The organism is Agathobaculum sp. LCP25S3_E8 (assembly GCF_052117165.1).
GTDB lineage: Bacteria > Bacillota > Clostridia > Oscillospirales > Butyricicoccaceae > Agathobaculum.
Window position 1 is genome coordinate 1 of record NZ_JBQKJR010000009.1, and the last position, 15,744, is coordinate 15,744.

General features: G+C 49.9%; 12 protein-coding genes. 11 read left to right on the top strand and 1 reads right to left on the bottom strand.

All coding sequences use genetic code 11. The features are described 5' to 3' along the window. Window positions 1-130: 130 nt before the first annotated feature. On the bottom strand, window positions 131-1,573 hold the full coding sequence (locus ACTQ34_RS05110) for a nicotinate phosphoribosyltransferase (RefSeq protein ID WP_441362808.1): 1,443 nt from the start codon (window positions 1,571-1,573) through the stop codon (window positions 131-133). 250 nt (window positions 1,574-1,823) lie between these two features. Here ACTQ34_RS05110 and ACTQ34_RS05115 point away from each other — a divergent pair, with 250 nt between their 5' ends. From ACTQ34_RS05115 to thrS, 11 genes are all read left to right on the top strand, one after another. Next, the gene (locus ACTQ34_RS05115; protein ID WP_441362809.1) at window positions 1,824-3,077 is read left to right on the top strand and encodes an argininosuccinate synthase; all 1,254 of its coding nucleotides are present in this window, start codon (window positions 1,824-1,826) and stop codon (window positions 3,075-3,077) included. Between the two features lie 65 nt (window positions 3,078-3,142). Then, the gene (gene argH / locus ACTQ34_RS05120; protein WP_441362810.1) at window positions 3,143-4,537 is read left to right on the top strand and encodes an argininosuccinate lyase; all 1,395 of its coding nucleotides are present in this window, start codon (window positions 3,143-3,145) and stop codon (window positions 4,535-4,537) included. Continuing rightward, the gene (gene argC / locus ACTQ34_RS05125; protein ID WP_441362811.1) at window positions 4,527-5,447 is read left to right on the top strand and encodes an N-acetyl-gamma-glutamyl-phosphate reductase; all 921 of its coding nucleotides are present in this window, start codon (window positions 4,527-4,529) and stop codon (window positions 5,445-5,447) included. Before argH ends, argC begins: the two co-directional genes overlap by 11 nt. 39 nt (window positions 5,448-5,486) lie before the next feature. Continuing rightward, complete coding sequence (gene argJ / locus ACTQ34_RS05130; RefSeq protein WP_441362812.1) at window positions 5,487-6,695, top strand: bifunctional glutamate N-acetyltransferase/amino-acid acetyltransferase ArgJ; 1,209 nt, start codon at window positions 5,487-5,489, stop codon at window positions 6,693-6,695. A gap of 30 nt (window positions 6,696-6,725) precedes the next feature. After that, window positions 6,726-7,598, top strand: a complete 873-nt coding sequence (gene argB, locus ACTQ34_RS05135) for an acetylglutamate kinase (protein WP_441362813.1) — start codon at window positions 6,726-6,728, stop codon at window positions 7,596-7,598. Window positions 7,599-7,614: 16 nt separating this feature from the next. Continuing rightward, entirely contained in the window at window positions 7,615-8,796 is a 1,182-nt protein-coding gene (locus ACTQ34_RS05140) for an aspartate aminotransferase family protein (RefSeq protein ID WP_441362814.1), read from the top strand. Further along, window positions 8,797-9,711, top strand: coding sequence for an ornithine carbamoyltransferase (gene argF / locus ACTQ34_RS05145; RefSeq protein WP_441362815.1), 915 nt, complete (start codon window positions 8,797-8,799; stop codon window positions 9,709-9,711). Window positions 9,712-9,748: 37 nt separating this feature from the next. Beyond that, window positions 9,749-11,164 (top strand): MATE family efflux transporter, encoded by a 1,416-nt coding sequence (locus ACTQ34_RS05150; RefSeq protein WP_441362816.1) that lies wholly within the window; start codon window positions 9,749-9,751, stop codon window positions 11,162-11,164. A gap of 149 nt (window positions 11,165-11,313) precedes the next feature. After that, entirely contained in the window at window positions 11,314-11,850 is a 537-nt protein-coding gene (locus ACTQ34_RS05155; protein ID WP_441362817.1) for a YcxB family protein, read from the top strand. Window positions 11,851-11,949: 99 nt separating this feature from the next. Beyond that, a complete protein-coding gene (locus tag ACTQ34_RS05160; protein WP_441362818.1) occupies window positions 11,950-13,632 on the top strand; it encodes a serpin family protein in 1,683 nt (560 codons plus the stop codon). A 342-nt stretch (window positions 13,633-13,974) separates the two neighbouring features. Beyond that, complete coding sequence (gene thrS, locus ACTQ34_RS05165) at window positions 13,975-15,729, top strand: threonine--tRNA ligase (RefSeq protein ID WP_441362819.1); 1,755 nt, start codon at window positions 13,975-13,977, stop codon at window positions 15,727-15,729. Window positions 15,730-15,744: the final 15 nt, after the last annotated feature.

The window sequence follows — 15,744 nt, forward strand, 5'->3', positions numbered from 1 at the left end:
AGTTTGCTTGCTCCTTTCGAATGTTTGTGTGGTAACTTCATTCTACCAGAGCCTGCAAGCTATGTCTTCTTTTATGCGATTTTCAATTTGCGCAACTTATTGTACCTTATCCGGTCGTTCTTGTTATATGTTAAATGCGGCATGCTTCCAGCAATGCATGCTTGCAGTCCCACAGCTTTTGAGATAGATCTACAAAGTAGGTCTGCGGGTTTTCAAATCGCTTGATTTGCTCCCAAAGTGTATCTACTTCGGATAGACAATAGTCGCGGATAGCATTGATGTTCGGGCTGGTGTATACACAGCGGCCTTCTTTGAAAAGCTGCACACGCAATGGACGCACAGTGTAATCGGTGACCACTCTTTGCTTCCATGTATGAATGGGATGGAACAGGGTATAAGGTTGATTGCTGTCAATGACCTCATCATAAATTGTCAGCACATCTCCCAACGCTTTGCCGGTTTTATTGTCAAATAAGCGATACACCTGCTTAAAGTGAGGTGTAGTGATTTTCTCCACGTTTTCGGAAACTTTGATTTTGGGAATGATTTCACCCTCGGCGTTTTCAACTGCGGCAAGCTTGTACACACCGCCAAATACCGGTTCGGATTTGGAGGTGATTAGACGCTCGCCAATGCCAAAAGAATCCACGCATGCACCTTGCACCAGCAAATCGCGTACCAGATATTCGTCCAGTGAGTTGGATGCCATGATTTGCATATCCGGGAAACCGGCCTCATCCAGCATTTTACGAGCCTCGATGGAAAGATAAGCAATATCTCCCGAGTCCAAACGGATGCCGCGCGGGCGAATGCCTTTCTCTTCGACCATCTCGCGCGCAACGCGCAATGCGTTAGGTACACCGGACTTGAGAACGTTGTAAGTATCCACCAGGAAAATGCAATTATCAGGGTAGATATCCGAATAGGCTTTGAATGCCTCGTATTCGCTGTCAAACATTTGTACCCATGAATGTGCCATGGTGCCACCGGCGGGAATTTTGAAATCACGGTCGGCCAGTACGCAAGCGGTACCCTGACAGCCGCCAATATAGGCTGCGCGCGCGCCGTAAATAGCGCCGTCATAGCCTTGCGCACGACGGGAGCCGAATTCAAGCACCGTACGACCCTGTGCTGCGCGTGTAATGCGATTTGCTTTTGTGGCAATCAGCGTCTGGTGATTGATAGTAAGCAGAACCATTGTTTCTACAAACTGCGCTTGTATCATCGGTCCTGCAACAGTGACCAGCGGCTCACCGGGGAATACCGGCGTACCTTCCGGCACCGACCAGACATCGCACTGGAATTTAAAATGTCTAAGATAATGGAGGAATGCTTCAGAAAAACAGCCGCGGCCGCGCAGGTATTTGATATCTTCTTCGGTGAAGTGCAGATTTTTAAAATAGTCGATGAGCTGTTCGACGCCTGCCATGATGGCATAACCGCCGCCATCCGGCACACGACGGAAAAACATGTCAAAATATGCGCGGCGATCCGCGATTCCTTTTTCAAAGTAGCCATGTGCCATGGTAAATTCATAAAAGTCGGTCAACATGGTTAGATTCTTGTCTGTCATTGCGAAAACGCCCCTTTGCGCACGTAACCTGTGCGCTTTTATTCATTCTATGTATCTGTCTTGACACAGTACATTTATAGATATCATAGTACGATTTCGCCAAAAGTGCAAGTATTTCTTTAATGGAGAAAATACATAATATGAATAAATATGCATAACATAAAATATTTATAAATTATTCTTGCCAAACGATGGGATAGGGAGTATAATGAAACAGTCGAAAAAATGACAGGTATGGAGGTCAAGAGAAATGGAAAAGAAATATAACAAAGTTGTTCTGGCATACTCCGGCGGTTTAGATACTTCGGTACTTATTCCGTGGCTCAAAGAGCATTATGGCTGTGAGGTTATTGCGGTGTCCGGTAACGTCGGTCAGGCTGGTGAGTTGGAAGGCCTGGAAGAGAAAGCACTCAAGACCGGCGCGTCCAAGCTGTATATCGAAGATCTGACCAAAGAGTTTGTTGATGATTATATCATTCCGACCATGAAGGCCGGTGCTACTTATGAGCAGTATCTGCTTGGCACTTCGTTTGCGCGTCCAATTATTGCCAAGCGCATCGTTGAGATTGCACTCAAAGAAGGTGCGGATGCCATCTGCCATGGGTGCACAGGCAAGGGCAACGATCAGGTGCGTTTTGAACTGGCAATTCATGCGTTTGCGCCGCAGATGGATATTATTGCTCCGTGGCGTTTCTGGGAGCTGAACAGCCGTGAAAAGGAGATTGCTTACGCGGAAGCACATAATATTCCGCTGAAGATCAATAAGGAAACCAACTATTCTAAAGATAAGAACCTGTGGCACCTGAGTCATGAGGGCCTTGACCTTGAATTGCCTTCCAATGAGGCGCCGATCAATCGGCCGGGCTTCCTTGAGCTGGGTGTTTCGCCTGAGCAGGCGCCTGACAAGCCGACTTACGTTACCATCCACTTTGAGAAGGGCGTTCCGACTGCGGTAGATGGAGAAGAGATGGATTCGGTTGCCATCATCGAAAAGCTCAATAAGCTTGGCGGTGAAAATGGTGTCGGTATTCTGGATATTGTTGAGAACCGTTTGGTCGGCATGAAGAGCCGCGGTGTATATGAAACTCCGGGTGGTGCGGTGCTGTACGCGGCACATCAGAAGCTCGAGGAGATTACGCTTGATAAGGAGACGGCGCATTATAAGGCACAGGTTGCAATGAAATTTGGCGAGTTGGTTTATAACGGCCAGTGGTACACTCCGTTGCGTAAGGCACTCTCCGCATTCGTAGATTCCACGCAGGAGACCGTTACCGGCGATGTGAAGCTCAAGCTGTACAAGGGCAATATTATCCCGGCATCCGTCACCTCGCCGTACAGCCTGTACTCCGAGGATATGGCGACCTTTAACGAGGACGATTGCTATGATCAGGCGGATTCTGCAGGCTTCATCAATCTGTTTGGTCTGCCGCTCAAGGTACGTGCGCTGAATGACCAGATTCTTTATAAAAAGACCGGAAAGCACTTCCCGTCGGTAGAAAAGTAATTTAATGTTGTAGGGCGGCATGTCCGAATGTGCCGCCCTACGGGTATTTTGTGAGGTAACGCAATATGGCAAAATTATGGGCAGGACGGTTTCAGAAGGAAACCGATCTGGTGGTAAACGATTTTAACTCGTCCATCCTGTTTGACTGCCGGTTATATAAAGAGGACATTACCGGATCGATCGCACATGCCACTATGCTGGGCAAGCAGGGTATCATTGAGAAACACGAGGCTGAAAAGATCGTTGAAGGATTGAAGGGGATCCTCAAAGACATCGAGGACGGTAAGGTGGAGTTCTCGCTTGACTATGAGGATATTCATATGAATATCGAACAGCTGCTGACCGAACGCATCGGCGATACTGGTAAACGGCTGCATACCGGCCGTTCGAGAAATGATCAGGTGGCACTTGACATGCGCATGTATGTCAAAAGCGAGATACAAGAAATCATTTCTATGATCTGCACGTTCATGAAAGCGTTGTGCAAAAAAAGTCGCGAAAATCTGGATGCAGTCATGCCGGGTTATACACATTTGCAGCGCGCGCAGCCGACCACATTTGCACATTACATGATGGCATATGCCAATATGCTCAAACGAGACATTGGCCGTTTGCAGGACTGCTTCGATCGCATGGATGAGATGCCGCTCGGATCGGGTGCACTGGCATCCACGACTTATCCTATCCACCGTGAGTTCGTCCGCCAGCAGCTTGGCTTTGCTCGCCTGACCGATAACTCGCTTGATGGTGTTTCCGATCGCGACTATTGTGTTGAGCTGCTTTCGGCGCTGTCCATTTTGATGATGCACCTGTCACGTTTGTCGGAGGAGATTATCTCGTGGTGTTCGTGGGAATTCAAGTTCGTGGAGCTGGATGACGCCTATTCCACCGGATCGTCCATTATGCCGCAGAAGAAGAATCCGGATGTATGCGAACTGATTCGCGGTAAGACCGGTCGCGTGTATGGCGCGTTGACGACCATGCTTACCGTACTCAAGGGTCTGCCGCTTGCGTACAATAAGGATATGCAGGAGGACAAGGAGGCGGTGTTCGGTGCAATTGACACGGTTAAGCAGTGCCTTGAGGTATTTACGCCCATGTTCTCCACGATGACGCTGCGCCGGGATAATATGCGCAAGGCAGCGTCCGGCGGCTTCATCAATGCTACCGACTGTGCAGATTATCTGACCAAGAAGGGGATGCCGTTTCGTGACGCGTATAAGACGGTTGGCCGTTTGGTCAATCAGTGTATCAAAGCAGATGAAACGCTTGAAACCATGACAATGCGCGACTTTGCTGCGATTTCGGATAAATTTGGCGACGATATTTACGATGCGCTCGATCTGCGCACTTGTGTCGCCGGAAGAAAGGTAATCGGCGGTCCGGCACCGCAAGAGGTCACGCGCCAGATTGATAAAATCGAAAACTTCATCGCGGAGGTAGAGGGCGATGAAGCCTAAGATATATATTGACGGCAAAGAGGGCACAACCGGTCTGCAGATTTATGACCGCCTTTCTGGTCGGGATGACATTGAACTGCTACTGATTGACGAGGATAAGCGCAAGGATACAGATGAGCGCCGCAAGTTTTTGAACGCAGCGGATATTGTGTTTCTGTGTCTGCCGGATGCTGCGGCGAAAGAAGCGGTTTCTCTGATTGAGAATCAGAACACTCGCGTCATTGATGCTTCGACCGCACACCGTACCAATCCAGACTGGGATTATGGCTTTGCTGAGTTATCCAAAGCACATCGTATGGCAATTGCGGACTCCAAGCGGGTTGCCAATCCCGGCTGCCATGCGAGCGGATTTATCGCTTCGGTGTATCCGCTGGTAGCGTGCGATGTCGTGCCGGCAGATTTTGCCTTTACCTGTTCATCACTGACCGGGTATTCCGGCGGTGGTAAGAAAATGATTGCAGAATATGAGGACACAACTCGCGATCCGAAACATGATTCTGAACGTATCTACGGCTTAAAGCTGCATCACAAGCATCTGCCCGAAATGGAATACGTCTGCGGACTGATGCAGTCGCCAGTGTTTGTGCCTGTGGTGGGCGATTTTTATAAGGGCATGGCGACAACTGTTATGCTGCCCGGTCTGGATGCAAAATGTGTCCACGAAGCACTTTCAAAGCATTACGAAGGACAGAAGCTGGTCACGGTCGCGCCGCTTGGTGGTGATGAGCCGGTGATTTATGCCAACACGCTTGCCGGTCATGACAGCCTGCGGCTGATTGTGTGCGGTCATGAGGAACAGACCATCGTCACCGCGCTGTTTGACAATCTCGGCAAGGGAGCGTCAGGCGCAGCGGTGCAAAATATGAATATTATGCTCGGAATCGAAGAAACGACTGGGCTGACACTGTAATTATCCTGAAGGCGCTGTGCGTAAAGGAGAAATGAAACAATGAAAATTATTGAGGGCGGCGTGTGCGTCGCACAAGGCTTTACTGCGGGCAGTATTCGCTGTGGCATCAAGGACAGCCGCATAAATGATGACACTGCAATTATCTTTAGTGCGTGCGAATGTACTGCTGCAGCGACCTATACGATGAACCGCGTCAAGGCGGCGCCGGTATATGTCACCATGGAGCATCTGGAAAACGGTGTGGCGCGTGCGATTATCGCCAATGCCGGCAATGCCAATGCCTGTGCGCCGGACGGTATGGAGAATGCGCGCCGTATGGCGAAGGCAGCAGCTGAACTGCTTGGCGTGGATGAGGAGGACATTGTCGTCGCTTCAACCGGCGTCATCGGTCAGCGGTTGCCGGTTGAGCGCATTGAGGAGCACCTGTCGGAAATCAAGCTGGAAGAGAACGGCTCGGAGAAAGCAAATCTCGCCATCATGACGACCGATACTCGGACTAAGACTGCGGCGGTCGAGTTCACCATTGGCGGAAAAACTTGCCGCATCGGCGGCATCTGCAAGGGCAGCGGTATGATTCATCCAAACATGGGAACCATGCTGTCGTTTATTACGACCGACTGCGCGATAACGCATGAAATGTTGACAGATGCCCTACAGGAAAGCGTACGTAAGACATATAATCGCGTTACAGTCGATGGTGATACCTCGACCAACGATATGTGTGTTGTATTGGCTAACGGTAAGGCAGGCAACGAACTGATTGATTGGCAGGACGAGGATTATCAGCTGTTCTGCAAGGCACTGGGAGAAGTAAACACTCGTCTGGCGCGTCAGATTGCGGCAGATGGTGAGGGCGCGACGAAGCTGGTTACCTGTACAGTAAGCGGTTCGCGTTCGGAAGAGACAGCTGAGCGATTGGCCAAGGCGGTTGTCGGCTCGAATCTGGTCAAAGCAGCCATGTTCGGCGCGGATGCCAACTGGGGTCGAGTGCTGTGTGCGATGGGCTATTCCAAGGCGCCGTTCCGGCCGGAATATGTTTCCGTTGCGTTTTCGTCTGCTGCGGGCAGCATTACGGTTTGCGAAAAGGGCGAGGCAGTCGATTTTGACGAGGATGCTGCCAAGAAGATTCTGTCCGAAAAGGAAGTCGTTATTGCAGTCAATGTCAATGAGGGAGAAAACTGTGCAACAGCGTGGGGCTGCGATCTGACCTATGACTACGTTAAGATAAATGGGGACTACCGTACCTGATAATTTCAGAAGATAAAGGGAAGAGGCAACATGGATACACAACTTGATGCAGAGCTCAAAGCCAAGATACTGGTTGAAGCGCTGCCATACATTCAGAAATATTACGGCCAGACCGTTGTGGTGAAATACGGCGGAAATTCTATGATAAATGAGGAGCTTAAGGACGCGGTCATCCATGACCTTGTGCTGCTCAATCTGGTCGGCGTAAAGGTTGTCGTGGTGCACGGCGGCGGGCCGGAAATTTCCGAAATGCTCAAAAAGATCGGGAAGGAATCCCGTTTTGTCAACGGCTTGCGTTATACGGATCGGGAAACGATGGACATTGTGCAAATGGTGCTGTGCGGCAAGGTCAACAAAGACCTTGTGACGCTGCTCGAGAAGGCGGGCGGTCGCGGCATCGGTCTGGGCGGCATGGATGGCGGCATGTTTCAAGCAAAGCGTTTGACCGACCGCACCGGTACGGACTATGGTTATGTTGGAGATATCGTAGATGTGAATCCTGCGCCGGTTATCGATGTGCTTGAACAAGGATATATCCCGGTTGTTTCGACAGTAGCGCAGGGCATTGATGACGAGACAAACTACAACATCAATGCAGATACCGCAGCATGTAAGCTCGCGGTAGCGCTGGGCGCAAAGAAACTCATTTTGTTGACCGATGTGCGCGGTCTGATGCTTGATCCGGATGACGAATCAACGCTGCTGACCAACCTTAAGGTTTCCGAGGTGCCGCGTCTGATGCGCGACGGCGTTATCAAAGGCGGTATGATCCCCAAGGTGGATTGCTGCGTGGAGGCGGTTCGCAAGGGCGTAGATCAGGCAAATATTCAGGATGGTCGTGTCAAGCATTCGATTTTGATTGAATTGCTGTCAAAAGTGGGCGTTGGCACGATGTTCCAGTAAGAAAGAAGCGAAATAAATGACATATCAAGAACTCAAGGCTGAGGAAAATCAATATGTGATGAATACCTATGGCCGTTTCCCGATCGCGCTTGATCATGGCGAGGGCGCGACGGTGTGGGATGTGGAAGGCAAGAAATATATTGACCTTGCCTCGGGTATCGGTGTCAACTGTATGGGGTATAACAACCAGAAGATTATTGACGCCATCACCCAGCAAGCGCACAAGCTGATGCATGTGTCGAATTTGTTTACCACTGCACCGATGGTACAGGTAGCTAAAAAGCTGGTGGAGAAGACACACTTGAACGGCAAGGTGTTTTTTGCCAACTCGGGTGCAGAGGCGAACGAGGGTGCAATCAAACTTGCGCGCAAGTATTCGTATGACAAATATGGAGAAGGGCGGTATAAAATTGTAACGCTCATCAATTCATTCCACGGACGCACTGTGACCACGCTTAAAGCCACTGGTCAGGACCGATTCCACAACTACTTTTTCCCATTTACCGAAGGGTTTGATTACGCGGTAGCAAACGACTTCGATTCGGTACGCAAAAAGGTGGATGACATGACCTGCGCGGTGATGATGGAGCTAATTCAGGGCGAGGGCGGTGTGTTGCCGCTCGATCCGGATTTTGTCAAACAGGTCGAAGAATTGTGCCGTGAAAAGGATTTGCTGCTCATTATAGATGAGGTGCAAACCGGCATTGGCCGCACAGGCAGCCTGTTCTGCTTTCAGCAGTATGGCATTCGACCGGACGTCGTGACTATGGCCAAAGGCCTCGGCGGAGGTATGCCGATTGGTGCGGTACTGGCGGCAGAAAGCTGCTCGAATGTTTTGACACCCGGTACGCACGCAACGACTTTTGGCGGCACGCCCATTGTATGCGCTGCGGCAAATGCTGTGCTCGATACCATAGGGGATGGGCAATTTCTTGCTCAGGTGCGCGAAAAAGGCGAATATCTGAAAAATGGGATTTTGTCGCTCGATTCGCCCAATATTCACGGCGTGCGCGGTATGGGACTGATGCTGGGTATCATCGTAGATGAAGGAAAGCATGCGACTTTTGCAAATAAACTGATCGATAAAGGTGTGCTGGCAATTACGGCTGGAAAAAACGCCGTTCGTCTGTTGCCGCCGCTGACCATTTCAAAGGAAGAGATGGACGAAGCGCTCAATATTATGAAAGAGGTGTTCTGATTGAAGCATTTACTTAAACTGCTGGATTGTTCGACTGAGGAGATCATTGGTCTGCTCGATCTGGCCGATCAGCTGAAGTATGAAAAAAAGCATAATATTTCTCATCGCCATCTGGAAGGAAAGAGCCTTGGCATGATCTTTCAGAAGTCTTCCACACGTACACGCGTCTCGTTTGAGACTGGCATGTATCAGCTGGGCGGACAGGCGTTGTTCCTATCCAATCGTGATTTGCAGATCGGCCGCGGCGAGCCGGTACAGGATACTGCCCGTGTACTCAGCCGCTATTTGGACGGCATTATGATTCGCACCTATGCACAGAAGGAAGTCGAGGATCTGGCAAACTACGGTTCGATTCCGGTCATCAATGGTTTGACCGATTTCTGCCATCCGTGTCAGGTGTTGGCGGATCTGATGACCATTCGCGAGAAGTTCGCGGTGCTCGAGGGAATCAAGATGTGCTATATCGGCGATGGAAACAATATGGCTAATTCGTTGATTGTAGGCGGACTCAAGACTGGGATGAAGGTATCGATTGCAACGCCGGAAGGCTATCGGCCGCACGAAGAGGTCATGGCATTTGCCCAGGGCAATCCGGATTTCTTTATTACCGATGATCCGATGAAGGCAGCAGAAAATGCAGATGTTGTTATTACCGATACTTGGGCATCCATGGGTATGGAGGCAGAGAAGGAAGTCCGGATGAAGGCGTTTAAGGGTTATCAGGTCAACGATGAACTGCTTGCTGCGGCAAAGCCGGGATGCATGGTGCAGCATTGCCTGCCGGCCTATCGTGAGCAGGAAATCACCACAAAGGTGTTTGAAGAACATGCGGATGAGATTTTTGAAGAAGCGGAAAATCGTCTGCACGCGCAAAAAGCAGTTATGGTCTCGCTGATGGGGAATCAGGAAGTGTAAAGTAGATTGCTGAAAGAGCAGACGAGGGAGGGGCGGAATGCTCCTCCCTTATTTCTGTCAGGTCGGTGTGATTTGCAATGGGGGTAATAAATTGAGCGCGCAACAAATTGATTTTTCCAGGGGGAGTGTGCGTAAAAGTACATTGGCCGTGGCGGCGCCGATGTTGGTGGCACAAGCACTGAATCTACTGTATAACATTGTAGATAGAATCTATATTGGAAAAATTCCGGGAGAGGGAACAATTGCATTAGCTGGTCTGGGTATCAGCTTTCCGATCATTACACTGGTAACAGCGTTTGCAAATTTGTTTGGACTGGGAGGTGCACCTCTGTGCTCCATTGCACGCGGACAGAAAGATGAAGCAGGAGCACGCAAGGTAATGACGAATGCCTATTTCATGCTGATTGCAACAGGGCTTGTCATTACCGTTTTTGGAATTGCATTTCATAAGCCTATTTTATATCTGTTTGGTGCAAGTGACGCGACTTATCCCTATGCTGCGCCCTATATGATTATTTATCTACTGGGCACGGTTTTTGTGATGACTTCGCTCGGGCTAAATCCATATATCAACAGTCAGGGGTTTGCGCGTATTGGCATGCTGACAGTGTTGCTTGGCGCTGTATCTAACATTGTGCTGGATCCGGTGTTTATTTTTGTATTTCAGATGGGAGTGCGCGGTGCGGCCGTAGCAACGATTTTGTCGCAATTATTATCGGCTGTATGGGTGCTGCGTTTTTTAACCGGAAAAGAGGCTGAGCTAACCATGCACTTTCACGGGTTTCGACCGGATTTTGGATGTATCCGTAAAATTACGCTTTTGGGAACAGCAAGTTTTGTAATGTCGTTTACCGATTGCCTGGTACAAGTGGCATGCAATACGACGTTGCGTCAGTTTGGGGGAGATATATATATCAGTGTGATGACGGTTATCAATTCTGTGCGCCAAATTGCGCAAACACCGGTGATGGCAATCTCGGACGGTGCCTCTCCGGTAATCAGCTATAATTATGGCGCCCATGCGTTTGCGCGGGTACGTGAGGCCATTCGATTTATGACACAGCTTGCCTTTGGATACACAATGCTCATATGGGGGCTGGTTTCTGCCTTTCCAATGTTTTTTATCAAAATATTTAACCATGAGGCTGAACTGCTTACGCTGGCGGTTCCTGCGCTGCATATTTACTTTTTTGGTTTTGTGATGATGGCATTTCAGTTTTCTGGGCAATGTGTATTTAAATCGCTTAATAAACCGCGCTTGGCTATCTTCTTTTCCTTGCTGCGCAAGGCTGTGATTGTAGTTCCTCTTACATTGTGGCTACCGCATGTGGGTGGATTAGGTGTCAATGGAGTATTTATCGCTGAACCGATTTCTAACTTGATTGGTGGCTTGTTGTGTTATGCCACGATGCGCGTTACGGTAATGCCAGAATTAAAGCGGAATGAGGCATAATGAGATTGTACGCAGAAAGAAATATCTGATTTTATGGATATAAGCGGACGTGTGCGCGTGAAAAAACATATCAGAATGCCTTGCTTTTGTAGAATCTTTTCGGTATAATGTCTGCGTAAGCGGCAAAAATGCCAAAAGGAGAACGATTCATGGAATTGCAATACAACATTACCCAGCAGGATTATATTGATTTTAATTTGAATTATTATGTAAACAATGCGGTGATACAGCGCGGTATTTTAATGACGCGTATTGCTACGGCAGTGATTGTCGTTTTAGGCGGCACGGCATTGATGTACTGGGTCAAAGGCTTGAGCGTGTGGAGTGTGCTGGTTTATCTGATCCTTGCGGCGGTCTGTTTCTTTGGTACGCCGTGGTATATGAAACGCAAGGTAGTCAAAAACACGGAGCGTATTCTGCGAAACGCGCGAAATAAACAGCTTTGCGGCCCGAAGACATTGACGCTGCGGGAGGACTCGTTTGAACTTTCCGGAGAAAATGAAGATACCACGTATCAGTATGAGGCTGTCCAGCGTACTGCTTCGGATGATAAACACTATTATATCTTTGTGGATGAGTTTTCTGCGATTATCGTGCCGTTTTCTGCATTCTCTGACGAGACACAGAAACAGGAGTTTTATGACCGTATTACAGTAAATATCAAGGACGAAGCGCTTAAATGCTGAAAAAAGCTCCCCTTAGGGGGAGTTTTTTGCGTTTCACAGGGAACGACATCCTAAAGCGGTACGTCTAACCAGGTACAATAAAACGAGGGAGGGATTATCATGAAACGACGGATTTTGGCGACAGTACTCAGCTTATGTCTGCTGTTGCCGGCGGCGGCCGGAGCAACCAGCTATTCGGCGGAAGGAGAACAGGCGGCGTTGTCACGCATTGGTTTCCTGAGCGAACTAGCGCAGGCAACCGGTGTGGATACCAGTGTGTATGCTGATGTGGAGTTGCCGTTTACCGATTGCTCGCGGGAGCCAAGCGTTGCGTGGGCGTGGTACAACTGGCTGATCAACGGAGATGGAACAGGTGCCTGTCGTGCCAATAATGTCAACCGTGAGGAAGCGGCGACCATTCTTGGACGTTGGATGGACAACACCTATACTGAGCTGCCGGGGGGCTGTGGTACGGGTGCACCGAGCATGGATAATATCTCCGAATGGGCGCAGGATGGCGTAATGAAATGCTGGATGTACGGTATCATCGACACGAACGATGCGGCGGATTTCCGGCCGAAAGATCCGGTGACAGTGGCGGATGCGAAGGAGTGGTGCGGCAATCTGAGCAAGCTAGCGGACTTACCTGCGGATTTGCAGGCGAATGAACCGGACTTTGCCGATGCGCTGGTACGAGCAGCAGCTCCGGAAAAAGGAAACTGGACCCTTTCTCCGTATTCTGCGCGGCTATGCCTTGCGATGCTGGCAAACGGCGCGAAGGGGAAAACGCAAGCGGAACTGCTGGACGCTTTGCGGATTGACGATTTGGCTCTTTTCAATCAGATCGCGCAAGAGCAGAATGCGTTTTATTCTGGATTGGAGCGCATCATGACTATGCAGATTTCAAACTCGGTTTGGCTAAACCAGAGCTGGTTTGATGATAAGGGTGCGTTTCTTCCGAGCTTTGTGAAAACAATGGATGAAAACTATCATGCCACGGTCGAAGAGGTCACGAATGCGGATTCGGTCGAACGCGTGAACGCATGGGCGAATGAAAAGACCAATGGCAAGATCCCAACCATCCTGACCGAGGATAACCGCGAATTCGTCACTGCGCTGATCAACGCAGTGTACTTCAAGGCTGCGTGGGAAAATGAGTTTCCTGAGGGCCGAACCGATAAAACCGATTTTACGAATGCGGACGGCACGACTGGCACGGTGGATATGATGCATCAGACAAACGGCTTCGGCTATTACTCGACGCCGGGTGTAGAAGCGCTCAAAATGGATTATCGCAATTATGCGGTTGACAATGTGGATGGGGATGGTTTTGAACGCTTTATTGATGCGGATCTGAGTATGTATCTGATTAAGGCGGATGATGCGATAGACGTACAACACTTGTTAGATGGTGCTGATTTTGTTTACGGAGATGTGGAGGTTTCTGTTCCAAAATTCAAGGTGGAGTACGGTACTGCACTTGATGATGCTTTGAAGGCAATGGGCGTTAAGACCGCCTATGACCACGAAAAAGCCGACTTAACGGCCATGCTTAACCCGACCGGTCTGCCGGGCGGACAGCTTTTCCTTGATACGGTGCTTCAAAAGGCTTATATTGCGGTGGACGAAAAGGGTACCGAGGCAGCAGCGGTCACTGCTGCGATGGGTGGTGCAGGAGCCGCGATGCCTGAGCGACCAGAACTAGTGCGGGAGTTTACTGCGGACAGCCCGTTCTGGTTTGTCATCCGCGACAACAATAATGGGGAGCTGTTCTTTGTCGGACGGTATGAAAATGCGGAATAAACGGTTGACAAATGTGTTTTTGGGGTATAGTATAAGCATATATTATTGTAAAAGGCGATGAAGGAAATCCCGCAGATACCCCAAAACACCTGCAAGAGAGCGGACGACGTGGCTGAGAGCGTTCGCAGGTGCGGGAAAAGCGGCACCGATTCCTGAGCTCTGCGGCGGAAAAGTGCAGTATGTCGCAGCGTTTCGTCCACGTTACGGACTCCAGAGCGGCAAGCCTCCAAATGGGCTTGCAAGCAGGGTGGAACCGTGGGTTTAGTATAAGCTCACCCCTGATTTGATGTCGGGGGTGGGCTTTTTTGTTCTCCCCGCAAAAACAAAAGGAGGAACACCATTATGTCCGAAGAAAACAAGTACACGTTTGAAAATCCGGAATATCGTGATACCTACCGACACACGGTATCGCACATTCTCGCGCAGGCCGTCAAGCGCCTGTATCCGGAAGTGAAGCTCGCGATCGGTCCGTCGATCGAAAATGGTTTCTATTATGATTTTGATGCGCCGTTCTCTTTTACGCAGGAAAATCTGGATGCGCTTGAAGCTGAAATGAAGAAGATCTGCAAAGAAAAGCTGCCGCTTGAGCGCTTTGAGCTTCCGCGTGCGGAAGCCCGCAAGCTGATGGAGGACAAGGAAGAACCTTACAAGGTGCAGCTCATTGATGATCTGCCGGAGGATGCGACCATCTCGTTCTACAAGCAGGGTGAGTTTACTGACCTTTGTGCCGGCCCGCATCTGGATTCAACCGGCCGTGTGAAGGGCAACGGTCTTAAGCTGATGAACGTCACCGGTGCGTACTGGAGAGGCGACAGCAAGAATAAGATGCTGCAGCGTATCTATGGCACGGCTTTTCCGAAGAAGGATGAGCTGGATGCATATTTGAATATGCTGGAAGAGGCCAAGAAGCGTGATCATCGCCGCCTTGGTAAGGAACTCGGACTATTTATGCTGACGGAGGAAGGCCCGGGGTTCCCGTTCTTCCTGCCCAATGGCATGACACTCAAGAACACCTTGATCGATTATTGGCGTGAGGTGCATAAGCGTTACGGCTATGTCGAGGTTTCCACCCCGGTCATCCTCAGCCGTAAGCTGTGGGAGCGCTCCGGCCACTGGGATCATTACAAGCAAAACATGTATACCACAGTGATTGACGACGAGGATTTTGCCATCAAGCCGATGAATTGTCCGGGTGGCATGCTGGTTTATAAGTCTCAGCCGCACTCCTATCGTGAGCTGCCGCTGCGTGTAGGTGAATTGGGCCTGGTGCATCGCCATGAGTTGTCCGGCGCGCTGCACGGTCTGTTCCGTGTACGCTGCTTCACGCAGGACGACGCGCATATTTTTATGACCCCGGATCAGATGAAGGACGAGATCAAGAACGTTGTTAAGCTGTTTGACGAAGTATATTCGGTTTTTGGCCTGTCCTATACGATTGAACTGTCTACCATGCCCGAGGATCACATCGGCACGGTTGAGCAGTGGGAGCATAATCAGGATATTCTGAAGGAGGCTATCACCGAGCTGGGCAAGCCCTTTACGATCAATGAGGGTGACGGTGCGTTTTATGGTCCGAAGCTGGACTTCCATCTGGCCGATTCGCTTGGCCGCACCTGGCAGTGTGGTACGATTCAGCTGGATTCCCAGCTTCCTGAGCGGTTTGAGCTGGAATACATTGGCGCAGATGGTGAAAAGCATCGACCGATCATGATTCATCGCGTCGTACTCGGCTCAATTGAACGTTTTATCGGTGTCATCACCGAGCATTTTGCCGGTGCGTTTCCGACTTGGCTTGCACCTGAGCAAGTAAGAGTCATGCCGATGACCGATCGCAACATTCCGTGCTCACAGGAGGTTGTGAAGCAGCTGACTGCGGCTGGCTTCCGCGTCACGATGGATGACCGTAATGAGAAAATCGGCTATAAGATCCGCGAGGCGCAGGTGCACAAGGTGCCGTATATGATCGTCATTGGCGATAAGGATGAGGAAAAAGGCATTATTTCTGTGCGTGAGCGCAAGACCGGTGAGACTACGCCGATGGAGTTGTCCGAATTCATTGAGAAGCTGAGTTACGAAGTCAAGGAAAAACTGAAGTAAGAAATCGCATTCGGC

Coding starts and splice junctions, on each gene's coding strand:
- ACTQ34_RS05110 (WP_441362808.1), bottom strand. CDS start 1,573: ATGACAGACAAGAATCTAACCATGTTGACCGACTTTTATGAATTTACC.
- ACTQ34_RS05115 (WP_441362809.1), top strand. CDS start 1,824: ATGGAAAAGAAATATAACAAAGTTGTTCTGGCATACTCCGGCGGTTTA.
- argH (WP_441362810.1), top strand. CDS start 3,143: ATGGCAAAATTATGGGCAGGACGGTTTCAGAAGGAAACCGATCTGGTG.
- argC (WP_441362811.1), top strand. CDS start 4,527: ATGAAGCCTAAGATATATATTGACGGCAAAGAGGGCACAACCGGTCTG.
- argJ (WP_441362812.1), top strand. CDS start 5,487: ATGAAAATTATTGAGGGCGGCGTGTGCGTCGCACAAGGCTTTACTGCG.
- argB (WP_441362813.1), top strand. CDS start 6,726: ATGGATACACAACTTGATGCAGAGCTCAAAGCCAAGATACTGGTTGAA.
- ACTQ34_RS05140 (WP_441362814.1), top strand. CDS start 7,615: ATGACATATCAAGAACTCAAGGCTGAGGAAAATCAATATGTGATGAAT.
- ACTQ34_RS05150 (WP_441362816.1), top strand. CDS start 9,749: ATGCTCCTCCCTTATTTCTGTCAGGTCGGTGTGATTTGCAATGGGGGT.
- ACTQ34_RS05155 (WP_441362817.1), top strand. CDS start 11,314: ATGGAATTGCAATACAACATTACCCAGCAGGATTATATTGATTTTAAT.
- ACTQ34_RS05160 (WP_441362818.1), top strand. CDS start 11,950: ATGAAACGACGGATTTTGGCGACAGTACTCAGCTTATGTCTGCTGTTG.
- thrS (WP_441362819.1), top strand. CDS start 13,975: ATGTCCGAAGAAAACAAGTACACGTTTGAAAATCCGGAATATCGTGAT.